Raw genomic sequence first — 16,413 nt, forward strand, 5'->3', positions numbered from 1 at the left:
CAAACACGGCTCCCGTTCGTTGTCCGTGGCCTTGGGGACACAGCCAATGATAACCGTGAGACGGCAGAATTACAGCCATAAGAGAATCAATCTGGACGGCCTTCTCAATCTGCTTGCGAGGCTTTCCCTGATCGTACTCGCCTTGTTTGCATGCATCGCGGCGATGGACTATGCGCAGGTCATCATCGCGCCGGTCGTATTGGCGGTCGTCATCGGGCTCATGCTCGCGCCTCTGGCCTTGCGGCTGGAGCGGATCGGCTTCTCGCCTTGGCTGTCCTCCGGCGTGGTGGTTCTGGCGCTTCTCATACTCATCATGGGCACCATTATCGCATTTGCAGTGCCAATCTCCGCATGGGTGGATAAGGCACCGGAGATATGGCAGTCGCTGCAATTGCGCATTTCCGACTGGCGATCGACGATTTCCTCGCTCAACGCATTCTGGGAACGGCTGGGTCAGGTCGCAGGCGATGCGAGCAAGATGAAGGTCGCCGTTGACGGCAACAGTGGCGTCGAAACGGTGATCACACTGGCGCCCGGTTACGTCGCGGAGCTCATCCTCTTCCTGCTCAGCCTCTATTTCTTCCTGGCCACTCGTGACAACTTCCGCATTCTCGTCCTGTCGCTGTGCATAACCCGGCCGCTGCGCTGGCGGGCGGCGCGGATATTCCGCGATACCGAATACCTCATGTCGCGCTATCTCCTGTCGATCTCGATCGTCAATGTCGGGCTTGGCATCGTCGTCGGCTTGGCGCTCTGGCTGATCGGTGTGCCGTCGCCCTTCCTGTGGGGCATGCTGGCGACGGTTCTCAACTACGTCGTCTATGTGGGCCCGGCGGTGATGACGGTTATCCTTCTGGCGGTTAGCCTGGCAACGAACGACACCACGGGCGCCACCCTGTTGCCGCCGGCGGTCTACCTTTCCCTGAACTTCATCGAATCCCAATTCGTCACGCCGCGCGTGCTCGGCTCATCGGTGACGATCAATCCCTTCCTGATTTTTCTGGCTCTGACATTCTGGCTCTGGCTCTGGGGACCGATTGGCGGCTTCATCGCCGTTCCGTCGCTTTTGATCTTCTCGGCGATCCTGACGAACATCATCCCGACGCTGGCCATCGGAGAGCCGACACCTCCAAGGAGAAACGCGTGAAAATTTTCAAATGCAGCAATTGTGACAACGAAGTTCATTTCGACAACCATGTCTGCGTCAATTGCAGCGCATCTCTCGGATACAGCCCCGAGACGTTCGAGATGCTGTCATTCACCGAGCAGCTGCCAAACGGACGCATAAGATGCGCCAACGCGGACAGCGCCAGTTGCAACTGGCTCGTGGACGCCAACGAGGGGCATGCCTTCTGTGTTGCCTGCCGGCTGAACCTGATGGTGCCGGACCTGTCCAACCCGGAGCATGCCGAGCGCTGGCGGCGGCTCGAGAGCGCCAAGCGCCAGTTCATATACGGGCTGATGCGGCTCGGCCTGCCGATCGTTTCGCGCGATGAGGATCCCGAGGAAGGGCTTGCCTTCGAACTTCTTGCGGATCAACCCGGCCAGGAGAATGGCTCGGTGCTGACCGGGCACGACAATGGGCTGATCACGATCAACATTGCCGAGGGAAGCGATCCGGAGCGCGAGGCGCGCCGCGAGGCGCTGGGCGAGCCGTTCCGCACCATGATCGGGCACTTCCGTCACGAGTCCGGCCATTATTATTGGAACCGGCTCGTGCGCGACCAGGGCAGGATTCCCGAAGCCCGGCCGATATTCGGCGACGAGAGCGAGAATTACGCCGAGGCTCTGCAACGCTATTATGCAAATGGTCCGGCTCCCGCATGGCAGGAACACTTCATCAGCGCCTATGCGTCGAGCCATCCCTGGGAAGACTTCGCCGAGAGCTGGGCGCATTACCTCCATATCGTCGACGGGCTGGAGACAGCGCAGTCCTACGGTCTGAAGTCCACGACCGCGGCGATGCCTTACGATCCCTACGATTCCGCCCAGCCGGTCGAGCAGCTCGTCAAGGCCTGGGTCTCCCTCTCGATTGCCGTCAATGCCGTCAACCGGAGCATCGGTCAGCCTGATCTCTATCCCTTCGTCTTTTCCGACGACGTGATCGGAAAGTTGCGGTTCATCCACCGTCTGGTGCACGGAGAAGTCTAAAAAGGAACAAAACTTCGCCATGGCCGTTTCTTCTTCGTGAAAGAACGGAGGCGGCTATGAGCGGCTTTGCAGCAATTCTGGTTTTGGTGGCTTGCCCGGTGGGCTATGGCGAATGCGTGCGTGAACCTGTGCGTGTTGTGTCCTACGAAAACGTCGCGGACTGCAATCGGAACCTGCCCGTTGAAACCAAGCGGGCTGAAAAATACGGTATGAAGATCTACGGGTCGTGCAACATTGTCGACGCCAATCTGGTGACGATGCGCACGCCGATCGATTTCACCGCCGGCGCAAGCGCCTACAAGACCGCCCGCGTCACTGCCGCGCCGACAGGCCAGGCTATGAGCTTCTCCACGTCCGAGTTTGAAAGGACCCTGGCCCCGCGCGCTTCCAACTAGACGCCGAACAGGAGACGACCATGACAAATTCCAGTGAGAAAGACTTCGAAATCCGCAAGATGGCGAAGGATGCGCAGCTCGACGAGGACCTTGAATCGATGGTTCCGCCGACCTGGAGGCGTTCCACGTCCTTCTTCATGGCTGTTCTGTTCTGCCTGATCGCGCTTGCGCTGATCGCAATTCTCTACATTTCTATCGGCTGACGATTCCCGCAGAATACATATTCGCATAAGCTGGCAATCCGTCCGCCCCTTCCGGTTTGGAGTTCGAGAACGCATGGATCTGGCTGGCTTCGTCCAGGCGCATGGCGCCGTTATTTGCCTTGTCATTCTTGCAGCACTGTTTGCCGCGTTCGTATCCGAACGCATGCCGGCGTCGGCGGTCGCCACGATCGGTGCAAGCCTCATGGTCGCGCTGGGATTGGTGACGACGGACGAGGCGCTCGCGGTCTTCTCGAACAGCGCGGTCATCACGATCTGCGGCATGCTCATCCTGTCGGCAAGCCTGGTGCGTACCGGCGTGCTGGAGGCACTGGCCGGATATGTGGTGGCGGCTGCCTCCAGCCGGCCCCGCAGCGCCCTGGCGATGATGCTGGGCGGGTCCGTGCTGTTTTCCTCGCTCGTCAACAGTACGCCGGTCGTCATCGTCCTCATTCCGCTGATGAAGAACCTTGCCTCGGCGCTCGGCACCAATTCCAAACGCCTCTTGATCCCCCTGTCCTATGCGGCCATTCTCGGCGGCACATGCACGCTGATCGGTACGTCCACCAACCTTCTGGTTGACAGCGTAGGCAGACAGGCGGGCCTTCCGCCATTCGGAATTTTCGACATCACCCCGGTCGGGCTGATCACGGCCGCGGCAGGCCTCACCTTCATGCTGCTTTTCGGTGCACGACTCCTGCCGGCCGACAGCGAAAGCGACGACGATACGGTCGTGCGGCCCGACATCATAACCGAGTTGCGCCTGCGCGACACGTTCGCCTCGCTCGGCAAGCGCTACGGCGATATTTCGGAACTGAAGCCGCGCGGGGTGAAGATCGTCGCGATCTACCGGAACCGGGTGAAGCTCGACCAGGAGGACAAGGCGACGGTCGCGGAGGCGGGTGACCGTCTCGTGCTGCGGACAACGGCGGAGGAACTGGCGACGCTGCGCACCGTTGAAGGGGTGCGTATGGGGCTCAGCGTGCGTGGCCGGTTCAATCCTGAAGACGAAATCCTGCGTGTGAGCATTGCGCCGCAAAGCCCGGCCATTGGTTCCACACTGCCGAATGCGACCTTCTTTTCCCGGTCCGCCGTTACCGTCGTCGGCGCCAGCCGATTCCGCAATCTCGCCGGGCCGGACCTCTCCGGCCTGATCCTGAAGCCCGGGGACCGGTTGTGGGTCAGCGGTCCGAAGGAGGAGCTGGCGACACTTTCGCGCGACCGGTCGCTGATTGCCTCCGAAAGCGGACTGGCACCGCCTTTCCGCCGCAACAAGGCAATCCTTGCCATCCTTGCCCTGGTCTTCGTTGTCGTGCTGGCCGCGCTCAATGTCATGCCGATCGTCGGCCTGGTCATCATCGCGGTCGGCTTTCTGCTTCTCATTCGCGGCCTCGATGCAAAGGACGCATGGCCGGCCGTCAACGGCGAGGTGGTCATGCTGATCTTCGGCATGCTGGTGGTGGGGACAGCCATGGAAAAGTCCGGCGCGGCACAGCTGATCGTCGACATCCTGCTGCCGTATCTCAAGGGGCTTTCGCCCTTCATGGTGCTGATCGCCTTCTATGTCCTGATTTCATTCCTGACCGAGATCATCTCGAATGCCGCGGTTGCCATCCTGATGGGGCCGATTGCGGTGTCGGCGGCCGAAGGACTGGACCTGCCGCCGGTCGCGCTGCTGGTGGTGGTCATGTTTGCCGCGAGCGCCAGCTTCGCCACGCCCATCGGCTACCAGACGAACACGCTCGTCTACGGTGCGGCCGACTACCGCTTCGTCGATTTCCTCAAGATCGGCGTGCCGATGAACATAGTCTGCGGACTGGCGTCCTGCACGGCGATCTACTTCTTCTTCGTCTGAGGAGACAGTGCGGCCTGCCTGCAGATGTTGGTCGGCGCTCCGGACTGCGCATAAAAAAAATGCCCGGCGTCATGCCGGGCATTTTTGGTCCGTCCGGTGACGGGGCGGTTATACGCCCCGGCGGAACCCACCGAAGATCAGCGAGAGGACGAAGAGGATGATGAAGACGAAGAACAGGATCTTAGCGATGCCGACCGAGGCGCCGGCGATGCCACCGAAACCGAGGGCTGCTGCGACAAGGGCGATAACCAGAAATACCAGAGCGTAGTAAAGCATGTCACTTCTCCTTTGACAGATGCTTGCTAAACGCGTTGGACGCAAAGTCGTTCCCATGGACATGTGAAGGATTTCGTTCATTGTATGAAATTCGCCGGAGGCTGACGAAATTGCAATTTCTGCGGGGAACTTTAACCCGGTGGGTGCCGTTAAGGTGAAAACAGAAACAAATATAAGTGGTTCGAAATGCGTAAGATAGAATCCAGACAAGTTGGCGGGGCGGCTGGCGGGGCCGACGCGTCCGCAGATTTCGCCCATGACGGCATAGCGTCCAAGCTGAAGGAGTTTTACGGGGTCCTCGAAGACGAGGGTATTCCGGACAACCTCGTCCAGCTCCTGGAAAAGCTCGACGCCGCCGAGAAGGCCGAGGCAAAGGTTCAGAGTTCGAAGGGTACAGTCGATGGGTGACAAGACCAAAGCCGGATTTGACTTCAAGAGCCAGCTGCTGACCACCATACCCAGCTTGCGGGCTTTTGCCGTGTCGCTGAGCGGCCATCACGATCGGGCCGATGACCTTGTCCAGGAAACCGTTGTGAAGGCTTGGTCCAAGCAGGAATCGTTCGAGCCGGGTACCAATCTGAAGGCCTGGCTGTTCACCATCCTGCGCAACGAGTTCTATTCCCAGATGCGCAAGAAGGGTCGGGAAGTGTCCGATCCGGACGATTATTACACCTCGCAGATGTCCGTACACCCGAACCAGTACGGATCAGTGGACATGAAGGATTTCCTGCATGCGCTGAAGCAGATCAGCGAAGATCAGCGCGAAGCAATCGTCCTCGTCTGCGCATCCGGTTTTTCCTACGAAGAGGCGGCCGATATCTGCGGCTGCGCGGTCGGCACCATCAAGAGCCGTATCAATCGCGCCAGAAGCCGTCTGCAGGAACTGCTCGGCGTGAGCGGTGAAGCGGATTACGGTCCGGACGCACACAGCGCCGCCGTCATCAAGCAGACGCTGACAGCCTGACCAAGGAGCGGGGCCGTCAGGCCCCGTACAACCCTTCCAGAAATGCCCGAATGGCATCGTCGGTAAAGGGGATGTCGATCACGGGATAACTGGTTTCCGCCCGCAATTTTTCCCGGATGTTGGAATTGGCCGTGAGGAACGCGACCTGTGAGCCGGCTCTGATGATCCGCTCGGCCTGTTCGCAGCATTCCTCGAACGTTGCGCCCGCCTCGACCAGCACGAGATCGCGTGGCGTCTGCGCCAGCATGTCATCCAGGTGGTCGCGCCGGCAGAGGCTGATCTCGCAGTCGAGCAGTTCGCGGACCGCCCGTTCGGCATCCATGGCAATGAAGAACTGGTTCTCTGCAATCAGTATCTGGCGGCGGCGGTTGGTCATTTATTCCTGCAAATCATTACCGTCCGAAACGGTCAAAATCGGTGTAACGGGCAAATCGTCGCTGTCTTCGGGGGCGGGGGCCAGTGAGGACTTGCGATTGGAAACACGAAAGACCCGAGTTTCCTCCCAAGTCATTTAAAAATGACATGTGAAACCGCTTTTGCGGAACAAACCCGCACTATCGGCGTTCATGGCAGTTGAACAGGAGAGCCCATCGTGGACACAAAGGTTGAATCCAGGCCCTCGCAGGATTGCAAGAATTGTAGTCTGCGCAAACTTTCCGGGCTCCGTCCCTTGTCGGTTACAGAATTGAAATTCGTTCAGGATTTCAAGTCGGGCGAACTTGCGTGCGATGCGGGCATGACCCTGATCGCCGAAAGTGCCTACAGCCCGCATCTCTACACCGTGCTCGACGGATGGGGCTTCCGCTACAAGACGCTTGAGGATGGCCGACGCCAGATCCTCAATTTCGTCGTGCCTGGAGACATGGTCGGGCTGCAGGGCGCCGTTCTCAAATACATGGACCACAGTGTCGAGGCTTTGACGCCGATGCGTCTGTGCGTGTTCGAGCGGGAGCGCTTCTTCTCGCTGTTTGAGAAGCATGCCGATCTGGCCTTCGACGTGACCTGGATTGCCTCGCGGGAGGAAACCATTCTTGATGAGCATCTTCTGAGTGTCGGGCGTCGTTCAGCACTCGAGCGGTCTGCCTATCTGCTTGCCTTTCTCTACTACAGGGGCCTCAACGCGGGTCTGATTTCCAAGGGCAAGGCGCACCTTCCGGTCACCCAGGCGCTGATCGCAGATACGCTGGGTCTGTCGATTGTGCACACCAACAAGACCCTGAAGAAGCTTGCTGCCCGCAAGCTTGTGACCTGGAAGGAAAAGGGCTGCGAAATCCTAGATGCCGACGGCCTCTCGGCGGTTGCCCAGTGGGAGCCGCGGTCGGAAGCCGAGCGCCCGTTCATCTGAGATTATTCATTATCTTTTTGATTTTAAAAAGAAATATCAAAAAATAAATTTCCGCCCGCAATCTGCGGAACCTTTCAAGAGGTCATCACGTTTACCCCCTGTATCCGGTCGGAAAGACAACAAGACTCCCAAGCCTGGCCGGAAAGAGAGAGAAACCAAAGGAGACACCTCATGTTTCGTGCACTTATTGCTTCGACCTTTCTGACCGCCGCCGTTGCGTTCCCGGTTATGGCGCAGAGCACCAACACCGATGCCGGCGCAAGTGGTGCCGCCACGATGGATTCCGGTGCTGATACCGGCACCATGGACACCAAGCCCGCTGTGCCGGGCGTAGGCACTACCGGCACTGCCGATGTCACGGCTGACGCCCAGGCCAAGCCGATGATGAACCTCGACGGCAAGGAATTTGCCGCCAATCAGCTGATCGGCACCTCGATCACCGACGGCAATGAAGACAGCATCGGTGAGATCGGCGACATCATCCTCTCCACCGAGGGTGGCGTGCAGTCGTACATCGTCAATGTCGGCGGCTTCCTGGGTATCGGCGACAAGCCGGTTGCCATCTCCCCCGACCAGCTGACGATCATGGCTGATGCTGACGGCAACTTCTCCGTCAAGACGGCCATGACCAAGGAACAGCTGGAATCGGCGCCGCAGTTCGATGCGACCAAGTATCCGATGGATGCGGCCGCTCCGGCTACCAAATAACGATAACGGAATTTGAAAACTCGCCGGCGTCGCAAGACGCCGGCCTTTTTTATTCCGGCTTGCCGAGCGTGACGATCACTTCGGCAACCGTGCCGCGCTCGGTTTCCGGGTAGCGGATGCCGCTGCCGATGGTGTCGGCCATCGTCTTGACGATCTTGCGTCCAAGTCCGGTCGATCCGGCGCTCGGCTGGGCCGCATTGACCCCGACACCGTCATCTTCCACCGCAAGACGGGCCGACGTTTCATCGATCTTGTTGAAGAGAACGCGGATTTCTCCCTGCTGGCTGTCCGAATAGGCGTATTTCAACGCATTGGTCACTAGCTCGGTGACGATCATGCCGGCGGAGACGGCCCTGTCGGCGGGCAGCAGGATACGTTCGACGTCGATGGAGATCGAGGTGGAGGAGCCCTTGGCCGCAGTCGCGGTGATGTCCTTGACCAGAGCATTCAGGTACGGCTGCATCTCGACGGTGCGCACGTCGTCCGTCGTGTACAGGCTGCGGTGCATGCCGGCGATGGCGGAGATGCGCCCCTGGGTTTCCTCGAGCGCTTCCTTGACCTCCGGATTGGCGGAGTTGTTGGCCTGCAGGCGCAGAAGGCCTGCGACCAGTGCCAGGCTGTTGGCGACGCGATGGTTCATTTCCGCCAGCAGGGCTTCGGCTCTTTCCTTGGCGAGCCGCGTCTCCTCGTCGGCACGGGCCTTCGCCTCACGCAGCCGTGCATTGCTGACCGTCTGGTTGATGGCATCCACCAGGAGCGGGAAGAAGTCCTCGCTGACGCTCTTCAATACGTAGTCGGATGCACCTGACTTCATCGCATCAATGGCGATGCGCGCCTCATGCGAGCCGGTGATGTAGACCACAGGAATGCCGATGCCGAGCTCCTGGAAGCGCTTCAGCATGTCGTGGCCCGTCATGTTGCTGAGATAGTGATCGAGCACGATCACATCGAAGGACTGCTCCCGCAGATAACTGATGGCGATTTCCGGATCATGGGTATGCGTGACATCGTGACTTGCCCGGCCAAGATTTCTCTTGACCAAACTCGCGAGGGCAAGGTCATCGTCGATGTAGAGTATGCGTGTTTCCATATAAGCCGCTAGCGTCCTTCCGGCAGAAGGGATAACCCTGTCCAGTCTCCTCGAAGGCCGCACGTTAGCGCGCCGCGGATTGAATTCCTAGTTGCATGTGATCAACGGTCGGACAAAATTTCCCCGAAAACCGATGAATTTTCAGAGGTGTCCTGCTTCGGGACGAGTACGCGCAACGCCTTCGGGTGCAGCCGTATGACGACCTCGCCTTCAAATAGCACGATCTCGCCATCCATCACCACATGGGTCTTTCGACGGTTGTCGAGAAGCTTGAGGCTGACTTCGCGCGCCGAAGAGATATCTATGTCGGGATCGTCGAGCCAATGGCCTCTGATCAGGCCGAAAGAGAGCTTGATCAGCGTGCCGAAGGAGGCGGGCGGCAACGTGTAGAGGCCGAGAATGCCCTCGTCGAGCCTGTCGGAGTAAGGCAGATGACCCGCGCCATACATGTTGTTTGACACTGCGACCAGGCTGAAGCGACCGCTCTTCTTCGGTGCGCCGTCGCACAGGATCTCCATCTTGATGCGCGGCGGGCGCCGGAAGACCGTGATGCCGGCGCGGATGCTGGCGAAAATCTTGCCGATCCGCGACCGGAACGGCAGCGATTCGCGCAGGCGCACCATCTTGGGATGAATGCCGGCGGCAAACTGGTGGATGAACGGCTTGTCGTTTGCGGTGGCAATGTCGACGTGCCTTTCCTCCCCGGTGGCAAGCGCCTCGACCGCGGCGAAAATATCGGTGGGAAGCTCCAGCGACTTGGCGAAGAAATTCATGGTGCCGGCGGGGATGACGGCCAGGAGCTTCTGATGCTTCCATGCCGTTGCGGCGCCAAGCGACAGGGTGCCGTCGCCGCCGGCAACGATGATGCCGTCCAGATCAGGGTCGGTCGTAACCCGCTCCATGGCTTCCACCACGTCCTTGCCGGAGGCCATGACGATCTTGACCTCATGGCCGGCCTGGCTGAACGCGGTTTCGATGTGCTGGGTAAACTGCTGGACGTCGATCGTCCGCAACGTGCCGCCTGCGGCGTTGACAATGGCGGCGAAGCGCATGGTCATATCCCCTTATCCCATGTGATCGCCGAACGCATGGTGCGGCGCGAGCCGTACCATCGGGCGCGTCCCCAGCAGGAATGCGCCCGGATGGATTTGGTTCCCGGTCATCGGTGGAATTCTCGCGCGCGGCTTTGCGTCAGAGGCGCGCGCTCGTCATTCGCCGGCGTCCAGCTCCTCGTCGCGGATGTCCGGGGAGAGATCCTGGCTTGCCTCGTCGGTGTTCTGCCGGGTGAAGCCCTTGACCCCTTCCGCCGTCGGCGAAAAGTCGCGGGTAATGGCGACCGGGCTTGCCACGTAGGCGGCAATCAGCTCGGCCAGGGAGCGCAGCGCGTGGAGATGGATGCGCTCGTAGCCGTGCGACGCGTCGACGCCGAAGGTGATCAACGCCGTGCGGACATCGGCGCCTGCCTCCAGCGCGCTGGCGGAGTCCGAGCGGTAGTAGCGGAAGATGTCCTTCTGGTAGCGGATATCGTTTTCCCGGCAGAGATCGACCAGCTTCTTGGTCAGGTGATAGTCGAACGGGCCGGTCTGGTCCGCCATGGCGATGGTGACGCCGAACTCGGAGGAATTCTGCCCGGGCGCCGAGGTGCCGTTGTCGACGGCTATCATGGAGGCCACTTCCGGGGTCAGCACCGAGGCGGCGCCGACGCCGACCTCTTCGGCAATCGTGAACAGGAAATGGATGTCCACCGGCGTGCGGACCTTTTCGTCCTGCAAGGCCTTGAGGGCGGCAAGCTCGACGGCGACGCCGGCCTTGTTGTCGAGATGTCGCGAGACGATGAAGCCGTTGTCAATGAATTCCGGCTGCGGATCGATGGCGACCATGTCACCGATCTCGACGCCGAGCCGCTCCAGGTCCTCGGCACTTCGCGACATGGCGTCGATGCGCAGTTCGACGTATTCCCAGCCGATCGGCATGGTGTCGACTTCTTCGTTATAGGTGTGGCCCGATGCCTTCAAAGGCAGGACGGTGCCGCGGTAGGAGCCCTTCTCCGTGAAGATGGTCGCACGAGCGCCTTCGGCAAAGCGGGCGGACCAGTGACCGACAGGCACGAGCGCGGCCCGGCCATTGGCCTTGAGCGCCTTGATCTGTGCGCCGAGTGTGTCGAGATGGGTGACGACGGCGCGGGCGCCATGGCGGCGCGAGCCCTGCCTGACGGCGCGGATGGCGCCACGCCGGGTCAGTTCGGCTTCGAGGCCGAGTTTCTGCAGCTCACCGGTTACATAGCGTACGATCGTGTCCGTGTAGCCTGTCGGGCTCGGTATGGCGAGCAGGTCCTTCAGAACCTGGATGAGATATGCGCTGTCGATCGTCAGCCGTGTCATGTGTCCTCCTTAAACTCCTGTTCGCCGCATCGCCTGCCTGACCGGTTCCGGCATCGAAAGCGGAAAGAGCAGATCGATGAAGCGTTCGACGGTCGGCTGGGGCTCGTGGTTTGCCAGCCCCGGCCGCTCGTTCGCCTCGATGAAGGCATAGTCGGCCTCATGCGGCGACTTCACCATAAGGTCGATGCCCGTCACCGGTATGTCAATCGCCCGGGCGGCTTTGACGGCCGCCTCGATCAGAACGGGATGGACTTCCTCGGTGACGTCATGAATGGTTCCGCCGGTGTGCAGGTTGGCGGTCCGGCGCACCATGACTTCCTCGTCCGCCGGGATGACGCTCTTCAACGAGTAGCCGGCCGCCGCGAGGGTCCGCCGGGTTTCCGCGTCCACCGGGATCTCGGATTCACCGCCCGTCGCGGCGGCACGGCGGCGGCTCTGTGCCGCGATCAGCTCCGCGGCGGTTGAACGCCCATCGCCGACAATGATCGGCGGACGCCTGATGGCGGCAGCCACCAGCCTGTAGTTTATCACCACGAGACGCAGGTCCTGGCCCTCTATCATCGCCTCGATCAGCACATCGTTGGACACCGATTTTGCTTCGGCAACCGCAGCCGCGACGTCCTCTTCGGTGGTCAGCCCGATGGAGATTCCGCGGCCCTGTTCGCCTCGGGCCGGCTTGACGACGAGCGAACCGTGTTCCGCCAGGAATGCGCTCACGGCCTCGCTGCCGGCGTCGCCGCTGATCTGCGGCGGCACCCGCACGCCGGCCTGCTCGACGATCCGCCTCGTCGTTGCCTTGTCGTCGCAAATCGACATGGCGACGGCCGACGTCAGTTCCGACAGGCTTTCCCGGCAGCGGATCGAGACGCCGCCATGGGTCAGGCGGAAGAAGCCACCACCGGCATCCATGATGTCGACCTGGATGCCGCGCCGACGCGCCTCCTTGACAATGATCGCCGCATAGGGGTTCAGGCCCTCGTCGGTCTCGGGGCGGGTGAAGAGCCGCTCGTTGATCGAATTCTTGCGCTTGACCGAGAAGAACGGCACGCGCTGGAAGCCGAGCTTTTCATAGAGCGCAATAGCCTGCTCGTTGTCGTGCAGGACAGACAGGTCGAGGAAGCTTGCGCCACGGGCGGCGGAGTATTCTGCGAGGCGCCGGACCAGCGCCTCGCCGATACCGGCATGGCGGGCCTGCGGATCCACGGCAAGGCACCAGAGCGAGGAGCCGCGCTCGCTGTCGTTGAAGGCGCGCATGTGGTCGACGCCGGTCACCGTGCCGATGATCTGGCCGGTGCGCTCGTCCTCGGCGACGAAATAGATGATCGCCCGCGCATCGCGCTTGGACCAGAAGAACTCCGGCGGCACCTGCACCATGGATCGCGAGGCGTAGATGCGATTGATGGCGATCGCATCCCGCTGCGAGGTCAGCCGGCGGATGAAATAGCCTTTCGGCGTCCGCTTCGACGGCCGGTAGCCGGACAGGTCCAGCCGGTAGGTGTGCGAGGGGTCGAGGAAGATCTCCTGCGGCGCGCTTGCCAGCAGCACATGCGGGTCGCGGACATAGAGTGCGATGTCGCGGCGGTCCGCCTTCTCCTCGCGCAAGGCGCCGGCCAGCGTATCCGGACTGGTGAAGGTCTGGGCGAAGACCAGCCGACCCCAACCGCAGTCGAGGGCGAAATCGGATTCCGCCTTCTGATCCTCATCGGGTTGCGGATGGGCGATCGGGGGTTTGAGCCCCTGCTCACGCATCCGTTTCAGTCGATGTCCGTAGCCGTCGCGGCCGCGCTGTGTCACGGACGTCGTCTTCTTCGTGTCGGACATGTCAGCACCTCAGATGTCGTGGGCCTGCAGCCACATTTCCAGAAGGGCGGCCTGCCACAGCTCCGAACCACGCAGCGGCGTGATGTGGGCGGCGGGGTCGGCAAAGAGCTGGTCGAGCCACTGCTTCTGGAACAGACCGCGCTCGCGTGCCTTCTGGGAGGTCAGCGCATCGCGCACCATGTCGAGGAACGGACCCTGGATGTATTTGAGCTGCGGAACCGGGAAATAGCCCTTCTTGCGGTCGATCACCTCGCTCGGGATCACCTGGCGGGCGGCATCCTTGAGGATGCCCTTGCCCTGGTCGGCGAGCTTCAGTTCCGGCGGCACGGTGGCGGCCAGTTCCACGAGCTCGTGGTCGAGGAAGGGAACGCGGGCCTCAAGCCCCCAGGCCATCGTCATGTTGTCGACGCGCTTGACCGGGTCGTCGACCAGCATCACCTGCGAATCGAGGCGCAGGGCCCGGTCCACGGGCGTGGCTGCACCGGACATCATCAGATGGTCGCGCACCAGCTCAAAACTTTCGTCGCGGTCGGCCATCCATTCGGGCGACAGCTGCGTGGTCAGCGTCTCGTGGCTGCGGTCGAAGAAGACCTTGGCATAGTCGCCGACGACATCGTTGGAGCCCATCAGCGGCGGGTACCAGTGATAGCCGGCGAAGACCTCGTCTGCGCCCTGGCCGGACTGCACGACCTTGATGTGCTTGGAAACTTCGCGCGACAGGAGGTAGAAGCCGATATTGTCATAGGAGACCATCGGTTCCGACTGGGCGCGGATCGTATCGGGCAGGTGGCCCATCAGGTCTTCTGCCGGAACGAAGATCTTGTGGTGATCGGTCTCGAAGCGCTTGGCGATCAGGTCGGAATAGACGAACTCGTCGCCCTTCTCGCCATTGGCCTCCTCGAAGCCGATGGAGAAAGTCATCAGATCCTTCTGGCCTTCTTCCGCCAGCAGGCCGACGATCAGGCTCGAATCGACGCCACCGGAGAGCAGCACGCCGACCGGCACATCGGCCACCATGCGGCGACGGACGGCAACGCGCAGGGCCTCGAGAACGCGGTCGCGCCACTGTTCGCGGGTGAGGCCGCTGTCTTCCTCTCGACGCTCGTAGACCGGCTGCCAGTAGCGGCGCTCGCGGCTCGTGCCATCCTGCTCGATCCGGCGAACGGTTGCCGGCGGCAGCTTGCGCACACCCTTCAGGATCGTGCGCGGCGGCGGCACGACGGCGTGAAAGCTCATGTAATTGTGGAGTGCGGCCTTGTCGATGCCCGTGTCGATGTCGCCGCCTGCGACGAGCGCGGGCAGGCTGGAGGCAAAGCGCAACCGCTTGCCGTCCTCGGAAATGTAGAAGGGCTTGATGCCGAAGCGGTCACGCGCCAGCGTCACGGCGCCCGTGTCGCGCTCGTGAATGGCGAAGGCGAACATGCCGTGGAGGCGCTTGACGCAGTCCTCACCCCACTTGTGGAAGGCCTTGAGGATGACTTCGGTGTCACCCTCGGAGAAGAAGCGGTAACCGGCTTCCTGCAATTCCTTGCGCAGCTCGGGGTAGTTGTAGATGCACCCGTTGAACGTGATGGTCAGGCCAAGATCGGGATCCGTCATCGGCTGGGCGGCCTTCTCGGAAAGATCGATGATCTTCAGCCGCCTGTGGCCGAAGGCTATCCGTCCTCTCGAAACCACTCCCGCACCATCCGGACCACGAGGTGCCAGCACCTCCATCATCCTGCCGACAGCCGAGGCATTGGCAAACGAATCATCAAAACGGACTTCTCCGGCAATTCCACACATAACGGGGACACCTTCCTGTTCTGCAGGGTGGTTGACCCTGCGCTGTTGCAATCAAAACAAAAAAGGCGCGGACCAAGCCGCGCCTTCTGTTAACGGGTTTGTATAGAAAGAGTTCCCTGAATTCAAATTTTGACGGGAACTTTTCCGGATCGACCCTTTCCTACCTGTACCAGAGGGTGGGTAGGTAAAGCGTGATCGACGGGAAAATGCTGATCGCGGCCAGCACCAGCAGCAGCGGGATGAGGAAGGGTGCAGTCGCCCGGATCGTCTTCTCGACCGACAGGCCGGAGATGCGCGACAGCACGAACAGCACCATCCCGACCGGCGGCGTCAATAGGCCGATCATCAGGTTCAGCACCATGATGACGCCGAACTGGACGGGGTCGATGCCGACATGGACGACCACCGGCATGAGGACCGGCACGAGGATCGAGATCGCGGCGATCGTTTCCATGAAGCAGCCGACGATCAGCACCAGGATGTTGATGATCAGCAGGATGACGAGCGGATTGTCGCTGACGCCGAGCAGGAAGTTGGTTACCAGCGTTGTCACCTGCGTCACCGTCAGCACCCAGGAAAACAGCGAGGCGGCCGCGACGATGATGAGAACACTTGCCGTCGTCTCGATGGTCTGGATGCTGATCTTGTAGAAGCGGCGGAAGGTGAGGGTGCGATAGAAGACGAAGCCGAGGAGAAGCGCCCAGGCACAGGCGGCGATTGCTGCTTCCGTCGGGGTGAAGGCGCCCGACGACATGCCGCCGATGATGATGACCGGGGTCATCAGGGCGGGAACGGCGGAGACGAAGGTCCGGCCAAGCGTGGTGACGCGGAACGCCTGGTCGCGGCCGATGCCTTTGCGGTGCGAATACCAGGTGACGTAGAGCATCAGCGCCACGGCCATCAGCAGACCGGGAAGGAAGCCGGCTGCGAAAAGCTGGCCGATCGAGACGTTGGCCATGACGCCGAAGACGACCATCGGCAGGGATGGCGGCATGATCGGGCCGATGGTGGACGAGGCGGCGGTAATGCCGACGGAAAGGTTGTCGTCATAGCCGCGGTCGCGCATGGCCTTGATCTCGATGGTGCCAAGGCCGCCGGCATCGGCGACGGCCGCGCCCGACATGCCGGCGAAGATGACCGAGGCGAGCACGTTGACGTGGCCGAGACCGCCGCGCAGCCAGCCGACGGCGGCGGTCGCGAAGTCGAAGATGCGGTTGGTGATGCCGGCCGAATTCATCAGGTTGCCGGCGAGAATGAAGAACGGCACGGCGATCAGCGGGAAGCTGTCGACGCCGCCCGCCATCCGGTGCAGTACGACGAAGGCGGGGATGTGTCCTATGAAATAGACATAGGCAAGCGAGGCAGCGCCAAGCGAGACGAAGACCGGTACGCCGATGATGAGCAGACCGAAGAAGACGGTGAGAAGAAGAAGCATCGTGAAC

17 protein-coding genes are annotated in these 16,413 nt (G+C 61.3%); 9 read left to right on the forward strand and 8 right to left on the reverse strand.

Features of this window, described 5'->3' with window-relative positions:
* Positions 1 to 46 precede the first annotated feature (46 nt).
* The 5 genes from ACU5AY_RS19190 (at position 47) to ACU5AY_RS19210 (ending at position 4,601) form a co-directional block, all read left to right on the forward strand.
* The gene (locus ACU5AY_RS19190) at positions 47 to 1,147 is read left to right on the forward strand and encodes an AI-2E family transporter (RefSeq protein WP_446827396.1); all 1,101 of its coding nucleotides are present in this window, start codon (positions 47 to 49) and stop codon (positions 1,145 to 1,147) included.
* Positions 1,144 to 2,151, forward strand: coding sequence for a zinc-binding metallopeptidase family protein (locus ACU5AY_RS19195; RefSeq protein ID WP_446827397.1), 1,008 nt, complete (start codon positions 1,144 to 1,146; stop codon positions 2,149 to 2,151). Before ACU5AY_RS19190 ends, ACU5AY_RS19195 begins: the two co-directional genes overlap by 4 nt.
* A 56-nt stretch (positions 2,152 to 2,207) precedes the next feature.
* Positions 2,208 to 2,546: a hypothetical protein gene (locus tag ACU5AY_RS19200; RefSeq protein ID WP_446827398.1), complete on the forward strand. Its 339-nt coding sequence runs from the start codon at positions 2,208 to 2,210 to the stop codon at positions 2,544 to 2,546.
* A 20-nt stretch (positions 2,547 to 2,566) separates the two neighbouring features.
* On the forward strand, positions 2,567 to 2,749 hold the full coding sequence (locus ACU5AY_RS19205) for a hypothetical protein (protein WP_446827399.1): 183 nt from the start codon (positions 2,567 to 2,569) through the stop codon (positions 2,747 to 2,749).
* A 73-nt stretch (positions 2,750 to 2,822) separates the two neighbouring features.
* On the forward strand, positions 2,823 to 4,601 hold the full coding sequence (locus ACU5AY_RS19210) for an SLC13 family permease (RefSeq protein ID WP_446827400.1): 1,779 nt from the start codon (positions 2,823 to 2,825) through the stop codon (positions 4,599 to 4,601).
* Positions 4,602 to 4,709: 108 nt separating this feature from the next.
* On the opposite strand, the gene ACU5AY_RS19215 is transcribed toward ACU5AY_RS19210, so the two are convergent.
* Positions 4,710 to 4,877, reverse strand: a complete 168-nt coding sequence (locus ACU5AY_RS19215; protein ID WP_261928619.1) for a DUF1328 domain-containing protein — start codon at positions 4,875 to 4,877, stop codon at positions 4,710 to 4,712.
* A 186-nt stretch (positions 4,878 to 5,063) separates the two neighbouring features.
* Here ACU5AY_RS19215 and ACU5AY_RS19220 point away from each other — a divergent pair, with 186 nt between their 5' ends.
* Together ACU5AY_RS19220 and ACU5AY_RS19225 are read left to right on the forward strand one after the other, a co-directional pair.
* Positions 5,064 to 5,285, forward strand: a complete 222-nt coding sequence (locus ACU5AY_RS19220; protein WP_446822652.1) for a NepR family anti-sigma factor — start codon at positions 5,064 to 5,066, stop codon at positions 5,283 to 5,285.
* Positions 5,278 to 5,841, forward strand: a complete 564-nt coding sequence (locus ACU5AY_RS19225) for a sigma-70 family RNA polymerase sigma factor (RefSeq protein WP_446822653.1) — start codon at positions 5,278 to 5,280, stop codon at positions 5,839 to 5,841. The genes ACU5AY_RS19220 and ACU5AY_RS19225 overlap by 8 nt, the downstream gene beginning before the upstream one ends.
* A 16-nt stretch (positions 5,842 to 5,857) precedes the next feature.
* Here ACU5AY_RS19225 and ACU5AY_RS19230 read toward each other — a convergent pair whose 3' ends face one another.
* A complete protein-coding gene (locus ACU5AY_RS19230; RefSeq protein ID WP_446822654.1) occupies positions 5,858 to 6,217 on the reverse strand; it encodes a hypothetical protein in 360 nt (119 codons plus the stop codon).
* 309 nt (positions 6,218 to 6,526) lie between these two features.
* On the opposite strand from ACU5AY_RS19230, the gene ACU5AY_RS19235 reads away from it, so the two are divergent.
* Together ACU5AY_RS19235 and ACU5AY_RS19240 are read left to right on the forward strand one after the other, a co-directional pair.
* Positions 6,527 to 7,186: a Crp/Fnr family transcriptional regulator gene (locus ACU5AY_RS19235; protein WP_446827401.1), complete on the forward strand. Its 660-nt coding sequence runs from the start codon at positions 6,527 to 6,529 to the stop codon at positions 7,184 to 7,186.
* Positions 7,187 to 7,357: 171 nt separating this feature from the next.
* The gene (locus ACU5AY_RS19240) at positions 7,358 to 7,894 is read left to right on the forward strand and encodes a PRC-barrel domain-containing protein (RefSeq protein ID WP_446822655.1); all 537 of its coding nucleotides are present in this window, start codon (positions 7,358 to 7,360) and stop codon (positions 7,892 to 7,894) included.
* A 49-nt stretch (positions 7,895 to 7,943) separates the two neighbouring features.
* On the opposite strand, the gene ACU5AY_RS19245 is transcribed toward ACU5AY_RS19240, so the two are convergent.
* The 6 genes from ACU5AY_RS19245 to ACU5AY_RS19270 form a co-directional block, all read right to left on the reverse strand.
* The gene (locus ACU5AY_RS19245; protein ID WP_446822656.1) at positions 7,944 to 8,984 is read right to left on the reverse strand and encodes a sensor histidine kinase; all 1,041 of its coding nucleotides are present in this window, start codon (positions 8,982 to 8,984) and stop codon (positions 7,944 to 7,946) included.
* A 101-nt stretch (positions 8,985 to 9,085) separates the two neighbouring features.
* The gene (locus ACU5AY_RS19250) at positions 9,086 to 10,042 is read right to left on the reverse strand and encodes a diacylglycerol/lipid kinase family protein (RefSeq protein WP_446827402.1); all 957 of its coding nucleotides are present in this window, start codon (positions 10,040 to 10,042) and stop codon (positions 9,086 to 9,088) included.
* 150 nt (positions 10,043 to 10,192) lie between these two features.
* The gene (locus tag ACU5AY_RS19255) at positions 10,193 to 11,365 is read right to left on the reverse strand and encodes an osmoprotectant NAGGN system M42 family peptidase (RefSeq protein WP_446822658.1); all 1,173 of its coding nucleotides are present in this window, start codon (positions 11,363 to 11,365) and stop codon (positions 10,193 to 10,195) included.
* A gap of 9 nt (positions 11,366 to 11,374) precedes the next feature.
* On the reverse strand, positions 11,375 to 13,186 hold the full coding sequence (gene ngg / locus ACU5AY_RS19260; protein WP_446827403.1) for an N-acetylglutaminylglutamine synthetase: 1,812 nt from the start codon (positions 13,184 to 13,186) through the stop codon (positions 11,375 to 11,377).
* Between the two features lie 9 nt (positions 13,187 to 13,195).
* Positions 13,196 to 14,971 (reverse strand): N-acetylglutaminylglutamine amidotransferase, encoded by a 1,776-nt coding sequence (locus ACU5AY_RS19265; protein WP_446827404.1) that lies wholly within the window; start codon positions 14,969 to 14,971, stop codon positions 13,196 to 13,198.
* A 160-nt stretch (positions 14,972 to 15,131) separates the two neighbouring features.
* Positions 15,132 to 16,406 (reverse strand): TRAP transporter large permease, encoded by a 1,275-nt coding sequence (locus ACU5AY_RS19270; RefSeq protein ID WP_446827405.1) that lies wholly within the window; start codon positions 16,404 to 16,406, stop codon positions 15,132 to 15,134.
* Positions 16,407 to 16,413: the final 7 nt, after the last annotated feature.

The organism is Rhizobium sp. PAMB 3174 (assembly GCF_052908375.1).